7 protein-coding genes are annotated in these 8,681 nt (G+C 62.0%); 3 read left to right on the forward strand and 4 right to left on the reverse strand.

Translation table 11 applies throughout. The annotated features are described in order from the left end of the window. Positions 1-26: 26 nt before the first annotated feature. Positions 27-515 (reverse strand): Lrp/AsnC family transcriptional regulator, encoded by a 489-nt coding sequence (locus ACZZ0B_RS14100; protein ID WP_463545523.1) that lies wholly within the window; start codon positions 513-515, stop codon positions 27-29. A 125-nt stretch (positions 516-640) separates the two neighbouring features. Here ACZZ0B_RS14100 and ACZZ0B_RS14105 point away from each other — a divergent pair, with 125 nt between their 5' ends. Further along, on the forward strand, positions 641-2,101 hold the full coding sequence (locus ACZZ0B_RS14105) for an L-lactate permease (protein WP_463545524.1): 1,461 nt from the start codon (positions 641-643) through the stop codon (positions 2,099-2,101). A gap of 15 nt (positions 2,102-2,116) precedes the next feature. On the opposite strand, the gene ACZZ0B_RS14110 is transcribed toward ACZZ0B_RS14105, so the two are convergent. After that, a complete protein-coding gene (locus ACZZ0B_RS14110) occupies positions 2,117-2,896 on the reverse strand; it encodes a helix-turn-helix transcriptional regulator (protein WP_008088726.1) in 780 nt (259 codons plus the stop codon). 97 nt (positions 2,897-2,993) lie between these two features. Here ACZZ0B_RS14110 and ACZZ0B_RS14115 point away from each other — a divergent pair, with 97 nt between their 5' ends. Together ACZZ0B_RS14115 and ACZZ0B_RS14120 are read left to right on the forward strand one after the other, a co-directional pair. After that, complete coding sequence (locus tag ACZZ0B_RS14115; RefSeq protein ID WP_463545525.1) at positions 2,994-4,448, forward strand: MFS transporter; 1,455 nt, start codon at positions 2,994-2,996, stop codon at positions 4,446-4,448. Positions 4,449-4,613: 165 nt separating this feature from the next. Next, complete coding sequence (locus ACZZ0B_RS14120) at positions 4,614-5,363, forward strand: helix-turn-helix transcriptional regulator (protein WP_463545526.1); 750 nt, start codon at positions 4,614-4,616, stop codon at positions 5,361-5,363. Positions 5,364-5,505: 142 nt separating this feature from the next. On the opposite strand, the gene ACZZ0B_RS14125 is transcribed toward ACZZ0B_RS14120, so the two are convergent. Next, positions 5,506-7,464, reverse strand: a complete 1,959-nt coding sequence (locus ACZZ0B_RS14125) for a MacB family efflux pump subunit (protein ID WP_463545527.1) — start codon at positions 7,462-7,464, stop codon at positions 5,506-5,508. A 2-nt stretch (positions 7,465-7,466) separates the two neighbouring features. Next, entirely contained in the window at positions 7,467-8,615 is a 1,149-nt protein-coding gene (gene macA, locus ACZZ0B_RS14130; protein WP_463545528.1) for a macrolide transporter subunit MacA, read from the reverse strand. Between the last annotated feature and the right edge of the window lie 66 nt (positions 8,616-8,681).

Genomic DNA, 8,681 nt, shown 5'->3' on the forward strand with positions numbered 1-8,681 from the left:
TAAAAGCGACAATTAACAGCAGACCACTAGTCAACCATACTCGGCACCTCCAGCCCGACCTTGACCCGGTCCAGCGCCACGATGGTCTTGAACCAGGTCACATTGGCGTTTTCGGCAAACAGCTTGCGCGCCAACAGCTGGTATTCCTGCATGCTGGCCACCGTCAACACGAGGACGAAATCCACTTCGCCGGTGACGTAGTAGCACTGCTGGACTTCGGGGACGGCAAAGTGCGCCTTCATGGCTTCCAGTGCTTGGAGGCTGGTGCGTTCGGCCATGACTTCGGCAATGATGGTGATCGGCCGCCCTACCGCCGTCGGGTCGACGATGGCGACGTTGCCGGTGATCACGCCAGCCTCTTCCATCCGTTTGATACGGCGTTGAACAGCAGCGGTGCTGAGATTCACTTGCTCGGCCATCAACCGAAGCGGCGTGGTGTTGTCGCGCTGGACAAGGTCGAGGATGGCCCGATCGAACTTGTCCAGCGAGGTTGCAGCTGCGAGGTTTTTGGCCATGATCGATCCGTGAGAAATTTTCTCGAAAACTAGCAGAAAACCGCGACCCTTTATCTAGCCGTGAGAAATATTATCGAGTTCGCCGCCTGCCTTCGCAGTGCGAACTCACACAGGATTTCATTGGCATGGTCGCTCTGTTTCATCTTTCTCCGGTTTTCCTGGTCACCGCCATGCTCGTCGTGCTGCGTCGCCCGCCCGTGCACGCGGCGATCGCCGGCACCTTGTTGGTGGTGCTGCTGTGGCTCGCCGGCGTCGCCGATGCGTGGCACCTGACGAGCATGATCGCGGCGGCCGAGGACAGCGCCGTGCTGTTTGCCAGCACCGCTTTCGTGATCGTGCCAGGGCTGGCGTTCGTGATTGTCATTGAGCGGCTGGGGGTCAATCTGGCGCTGAGCCGCTGGGTCAGTTCGCTGGGGCTGGGACGCGGCGATCAACTGGTGTTCATCGTCCTCGGACTGGCGCCGCTACTGGAAGCCATGACCGGCTTCGGCGTGTCGTTGATCGCCACGGTACCTTTGCTGTTGAGCCTGTTCGAACGCCGGGTGGCGCTGCGCATTGCCCTGACCGGCATGGCCATCATGCCGTGGGGAACGCTGGGCCTGGCCTCGGTGATCGGCGCTTCACTGGCGCACCTCGACGCGCGAGCGCTGGCGGCGGCGTCAGCGCTGACCAGTGCACCGGTGTTTCTCGTCCTGAGCGCGCTGGCGTTGTTCCTGGCCGGCGTGCGTGAGGCACGGGAATGGCGTGCCCTGGGTCTGTCCTGGTTGTTATTTGTCGGCGTGCTCTACGCGGCGAGTCGCTGGCTGGGGCCGGAAGTTGCCGGTGTAGCGGCGGGACTGATTACCGCCAGCGCCGTTCTGGCCAGTGGCTTGTGGCGTCTGCATCGCCGCCACAACGACCACGGTTCAGTGCACTGGCCACGTCAGGCCTGGCCGTACTTGGCGCTGATTGTCTGCATTGTTGCTTTGAAAACCTTGTGGGCGCTCACCGCCTGGCAGGATCTGTGGATCGTTCACGGTACTCAAGTCACCTGGAAACCACTGGCCTCGCCGGGTGTTGCCTTGCTGTTGGTGCTGCTCGGCTTGGTCATTCGTGGGCGAAATATACCGCGCTCAGCGAATCCCGATGTCAGCCTGCCGGCCGCACTGGCGGCGCGGGCCAAGCGGCCGTTGCTGACGATATTTTTCTTTCTGGCGATGTCGCAGATGATGGTCAAGGCCGGATTTCTCGCCGGTCTGATGCAACTGCTCGCCGGCCTCTCACCGACGATGGCGACCTCACTGGTGAGCCTGCTGGGCGCCCTGTCCGGCTACATGACCGGATCAAATGTCGGCGGCAACGCGATCTTCATGCCGGCCATCGCGATGCTGCCCGAGGCCTCGCGCCTGTTGCTGGCGGCGGCGCAAAACAGCGCGGCAGGCCATGCCGCTTTGGGTTCGTTGTCGATCGTCATGCTGATACTGGGACTGGCCAAGACCCAGGCCACGGAAGAAGGCGAACTGGTGAGGTTCGGCTTCGCGCTGGTTTGCCTCAACACCGCGCTGGTGGCGTTGGCCGCAGGCTTTTCAAGTCTCTGGATACGCTAGGCCAGCGCGCGCCCATCACTGTCTGGCGTACACCACCAGACGCAAATGCCGGTCAGCATCGATGGTCAACGTGGTGTGTTCGAACGGCTCGACGATGCCGTCGATCAGCAATTGGCGTACACCGTTGCACGGCGCTTGTACGTCATGCTGACGCCACCAGAGACTGAAATCCGGCGAGGCTTTTTGCAGCTCATCGACCAGTGCCTGAATGTCGGCCTCCTGCGAGGCGCGCGCATAGTCGCGCTGGAAACTGGCGAGCATTTGCGGTGCCTGTTGGTCCCAGCGGGCGAAGCGTTCGCGCAGGGTCGGATCGGTAAACAGCATCCACAGCAGATTGCGCCGCGCCGGGGCCTGCCGGTCGAAACCGAACAGATCCTCTGCCGCAGCGTTGAACGCCAGCACATCCCAGCGCAGGTTGAGCACGTATGCGGCGTGCGGCAGGTCGTGCATCAAGCGCACTACCAGCGGTGGCACCACGCACCAGGTCTTGCCCGGTTCAGCCGGCGGGCGGTCGTGCGCCAGCAAAAACAGATGCCGCCGCTCGGGGGCATCCAGTTTCAGCACCCGCGCGAGGTTATCCAGAAAGGCCGCCGACACGCCGATGTCGCGCCCCTGTTCCAGCCAGGTGTACCAGGTCAGTCCGACCCCGGCGAGCGCCGCGACTTCCTCACGGCGCAGCCCGGGTGTGCGCCGCCGCCCTCCACTGGGCAGGCCGACGTCGGCCGGTGACAACCGTTCACGCCGCGCGCGCAAGAAGGCCGCCAGATCGTTGCGAGTTCGTTCCATGGTTCGCATCGTTTACCTCATTACTTTCAGTAACAGCATAAAGGGTTAAATTGTAAGTGCGTAAGAACGCTTTGAGAATGCGCGCTCACTGACTCGGATACTCAAGATGAGCGCACCTTTATCCTCTTCCGCCCTGCCCGCCCGCACGGCTGCCAGCGCTCCATGGCTGGGCCTTTGCGTCCTGTTGATCGCAGGTTTCGTGACGATCTTCGATCTGTTTGTGGTCAACGTCGCCATCCCCGACATGCAGTCAGGGCTGGGTGCAAGTTTCTCGCAAATCGGCTTTATCGTGGCCGGCTATGAATTGGCCTTTGGCGTATTGCTGATTACCGGCGGACGCCTGGGTGATCTGTACGGACGACGTCGTCTGTTCGTGATCGGCATGGCCGGTTTCACTTTGGCGTCGGCATTATGCGGGATGGCGCCCGACGCCGGTTTTCTGATTGGCGCGCGGGTGCTGCAAGGCTTGGCGGCGGCGTTGTTGTTTCCGCAAGTCTATGCGTCGATTCGTGTGAGTTTCGAGGGTGACGACAGCCGCCGCGCCTTCGGCCTGCTCGGCATGACACTGGGCCTGGCCGCCATCGCCGGTCAGGTGCTCGGTGGGTGGCTGGTGCAGGCCGATCTGTTCGGGCTGGGCTGGCGCGCGGTGTTTTTGATCAACGTTCCCGTCGGCCTGTGCGCGATCGCAGCGGCGCGGTGGTTCCCGGAAACCCGCGCACCTCAGCGTCCGACGCTGGACTGGACGGGCGTGGCACTGGTCAGCGCCGGGCTGGCCTTGCTGCTGGTGCCCCTGATCGAGGGGCCGGGGCAAGGCTGGCCGGCCTGGAGCACGTTGTCATTGCTGGCGGCGCTGGCCCTGCTGCTGGGCTTCTATCGCCAACAGGAACGACGACGTGTCACGGGTGAGATGCCCCTGGTGGACATGCGTTTGCTTGGCCAACCACGGTTTGCCTTGGGCACGTTATTGGTGCTGCTGGTCTACTCCACGTCCAGTTCGTTCTTCTTGTGTTTTGCCTTGTTGATGCAGACCGGGCTGGGGCTCGACCCCTTCCTGGCCGGCAGCATTTTCGCACCTTGCAGCGTAGGTTTTGTACTGGCGTCACTGACCGCGCCTCGGCTGGTGGCTCGCTGGGGAACACGCGCGATCTTCGCCGGGGCGCTGGTGTACAGCGCGTCCATCGGACTGCTGATCACGCAAGTCCAACTGGCCGGCGCAGACTTGCAGCCCACACGCCTGATTCCCGTGCTGATCGTGGTCGGTGCGGGCCAGGGGCTGATCATGACGCCACTGCTCAACCTGGTGCTGGGTTTCATCGATGAGGCCCGGGCGGGCATGGCGTCGGGGATTATTTCCACCGTCCAGCAAGTCGGTGCGGCGCTGGGCGTCGCCGTGGTCGGCATGCTGTTCAGTGCGACGCTTGCCAGCGGCGCTGACATCCCGACGCTAGCCGACCGGTACACGGCTGCGTTCGTCAACGCGATGATTTACAACCTTGGGGCGGCCGTGCTGGTCTGCGTGCTGTTGCTGCTGCTGGCGAAAACGCAACGGCCTTTGACCTGATCAAAAACGGTGCGCGGTTATGAGCTAATAACGCCTTCATTAAACGGTCGTCGAAACGTTGTACTAGGATAGGATCGTCTTCTGGAAACGTTTTTGCCGGCCATGGAGCTTCACGCCGGTATTCCAGGGACGCGAGTACCCCATTGCAACTCATGGACGAACAATATGAACTCACACCTGTTCCCGCATATCGGCAAGGTCATCGCCAGCACTGGCAGCCGGCATTTTCCGCGCATGCTGCATGACCTGATCCTCACCCAACTGGCCGTCGATGCCACCCATATTCGGCAGATGCGTGTCGAGCCGGTGGGCCGTGCCACCCGCCGCAATGAACCCGAACCATTGAAAGACGCCGCGTTGCTCGCCGAAACGCTGTTTTCCGAGCACAACACAGCGACCGCCCATGACCTGCCGAACCCTGATCCGTCGACGGCCACCGATGCCTCGCAACTGCATCTGACCCGGCGCAAGGACGGCTACCGCTACGTGATTTCGGTGTACCGCAACGGTCAGTCGCAACGCTTTTCTGCACAGGAACGCAGCCGCCTGCAAGATATTTCGCCGCTGCTGCTGCCGATGGTGGAAAAACACATCAGTGCCCTGCAACCGGACGATGCCGACTGCGAACGCCCGGCCGAGGCCACTGAAGGCTCGGGCATCGAGACCCTGCGCCTGCGCTTCAATGAGCGTTTGCAACAATTGGGGTTGAGCCTGTCGAACCGTGAAAGCGAAGTGTGCATCGGCCTGCTCACCGGGCGCACGGCACCGGAGCTGGCCGAACAGTTGCAGCTCAAGGTCAACACCGTGGAAAGCTACCTGAAGCGCGCCGCGATCAAGCTCGGCATCAGCGGGCGACATTCATTGATGCGCTGGATGTATTCGCCACTGGACACCTCAACCTCCACCGCCGCCTGATCGGTAGGAGCTGCCGCAGGCTGCGATCTTGATCGTTCCCACGCTCTGCGTGGGAATGCCTCTAGGGACGCTCTGCGTCCAGTGACGCGGAGCGTCACTGGCTGCATTCCCACGCCGAGCGTAGGAACGATCAATGGTTTCATCAATCGCGTGCCAGCGCTTCGATCGGGTCGAGGCGTGAGGCATTGCGGGCCGGGACGAAGCCGAAGACGATGCCGATCAGCGTCGAGCAGATCACCGCCGTGAGCACTGAGGTCAGCGAGAAGACCATCTCCCATTCCTTGATAAACAGCGAAAACAGATGCCCGATGGCATACGACAGCGAAATCCCGATCGCCCCGCCCAACAGACAGACCATCACCGCCTCCACCAGAAACTGCTGACGAATATCCGACTGCCGCGCGCCCACCGCCATGCGAATGCCGATCTCCCGCGTGCGCTCAGTCACCGAGACCAGCATGATGTTCATCACGCCAATCCCCCCCACCACCAGCGAAATCACCGCGATCAACGACAGCAGCAGCGCCAGCGAGCGGCTGGTTTTCTGCACCGTCTGCAACACACTATCGAGGTTGTTGGTGAAGAAATCCTTGCTGCCATGGCGTTGCAGCAACAGCTGAGTCACGTGCTCTTCCACCACCTTGCTCGGCTGACCTTCCTTCATGCGCACGCTGATGCTGTCCAGATAACGCTGGCCCAACACCCGTCCGGCGGCCGTCTCGTAAGGCACCCAGACGTTGAGGGTCTTGCCCGAGGCAAACAGGCTTTTATCCTGTGCGGCGACGCCGATCACCGTGCACGGCAGGTTACCGATCAGGATCACCTGGCCCAACGGATCGACATCCTGGCCGAACAAACGCTGACGGGTGTTGTGATCTATGACCACTACCTGCGCCTGGCGCCGCGCATCGCTTTCGCTGAACGCGATGCCCGCCGCCATCTTGATGCCGCGCACTTTGAAGTACTGATCGCTGACGCCGTTGACCTGCGCATCCAGATCGATATTGCGATAGCGCAGCAACAGGCTGCGGCCGATCATCGGCGTGGCGCTGTCGACGTAATACAGCTGATTCAGCGCCGTGACATCCGCCGGGGTCAGGGTTTCGATGGCCGCCGCACGTTTGTCGCCGTAACTGCTGCCGGGATAGACATCGATGGTGTTGCTGCCGATGGCCGCGATGTCCTTGAGCACGTAGTTCTTGGCGCCCTCGCCGACCGCCGAAATCGACACCACCGAGGTGATGCCGATGACAATGCCGAGCATGGTCAGCAAGGTGCGCATGCGGTGCGAGATCAATGCGACCCAGGCCATGCTGAATGCTTCCTTGAACAGGCCAAGGCTGGCCACCAGACGCCGCGAGGCGATGGCTTTCGGCGCCACCGGCTCATCGCTGAGCAAGTGCGTGGTGTCACGTTCGTTGGCGCGGTCGCTGAGGATTTCACCGTCGCTGACTTCGATGATGCGTTCGGCGTTGGCCGCGACTTTCGGATCGTGGGTCACCAGAATCACCGTGTGCCCGGCGGCGTGCAGCTCCAGCAGAATGCGCATCACCTCTTTGCCGCTGGCCGTGTCGAGCGCACCGGTAGGCTCGTCGGCGAGGATCACTTCGCCGCCGTTCATCAAGGCCCGGGCGATACTGACCCGCTGCTGTTGGCCGCCAGACAACTGGCTCGGCCGATGCGTCAGGTGACCTTCGAGGCCCAGTCGCGCCAACAGCTCTCTGGCGCGGGCATGGCGTTGCAGCTGGGGGGTACCGGCATAAATCGCCGGCATCTCGACGTTGTGCATCGCACTCAGGTGCGGCAGCAAGTGGTAGCGCTGGAAGATGAAGCCGAAATAGTCGCGGCGCAGTTCGGCCAGCGCCTGATTGTCCAGATCACGGGTTTCCTGGCCGTTGATTTTGTAGCTGCCGGCGGTGGCGTAATCGAGGCAACCGAGGATGTTCATCAGCGTCGATTTACCGGAACCCGAGGCGCCGATGATCGCGACCATTTCCCCGGCATGGATCGTCAGGTCGATGTTCTTCAGCGCGAGAAATTCGCGGTCGCCGGCAGTGAAACTGCGGGTGATGCCGGTCAGCTGTAACAGTGGCTCGGTCATGCTCAGGCCCCCGCCACGTTGGTCAACGGATCACCGATGACCACGCGATCGCCTTCAGCCAGGCCGCCATTGATCTGCACTTTGACGTTGTTGTTGATCCCGGTCTGCACATTGCGCGACTGCGCTTGGCCCTTGGCATCGAGCACGCGCACCGGAAAGCTGCCGTCGGCATTGCGCGGGCCGAGCGCCGCCACCGGTACGGTCAGCACAGCCTTGGCGGTGTCGAGCACAATGCGCACCTGCGCGGTCATCGAAATGCGCAGGCGATGGTCGGGGTTCGGCACCTCGAACAAGGCGTTGTAGAACACCGCGCTGCTTTGCTTCGGCGTGCCGGCGGGCGGGGTTTCGAGAAAGTTCTGCGGCGCCGGATCAGTGCCGCGCAGTTTCGCGTAGTAGCGTTTGTCCTCGCCAAGAATGGTGAAATACACCTCTTGCCCGGGCGCAATGTGAATCACATCGGCCTCGGACACTTGTGCCTTGACCGTCATGGTGTCCAGGTCTGCCAGTTTCAACAGGACCGGCGCGAGTTGGCTGGCGATCACCGTCTGGCCTTCCTGAGTGACCACGCCGACCACGTCGCCATCGATCGGCGCGACAATCCGCGTGTACGCCAGGTTGACCTTGGCAGTGTCGATCTGGATGTGCGCACTTTTGATTTGCGCATCCAGCGACATCAGATTGGCCTGCTGCACCTGATAGTTCGACTCGGCGGTTTCAAAATCCTGGCGCGAAATCGACGCATCCTCCTGCAGGTTCTGATAGCGCTGGTAAATCGCCTTGGTCTGTTTCAGTTGGGCCTGCGTGGCGCGCTTTTGCGCTTGCAGGTTTTCCTCATCAACCTGCGCCTGACGCAGGGTGTTCTGCAGCACCAGCGGATCGATTTCCGCCAGCCACTGACCCTTTTTCACCTTGTCGCCGACCTTGACCTTCAGCGACTTCAGCTGACCCGAGACCTGCGCACCGACGTCAACCTGCTTGATCCCTTCGAGCACGCCGGTGGCCAGCACCGCGTTCTCGATGTCATCGCGTTCGACCGTCGCGGTCAGGTACTGCGGCGCCTCCGCCGGGGCCTGCACCGTGTAAAACACCAACCCCGCCACCACCGCCAACGCCAAACCCATACCGACTTTGCGCCACTTCGACTTTTCCATAAATGCCCACAAGTCCGTTCAGGATCGAGCCCGGCGCAACGCCGGGCTCTGCTAGATAAACAACAA

The organism is Pseudomonas sp. AC247, assembly GCF_979258015.1.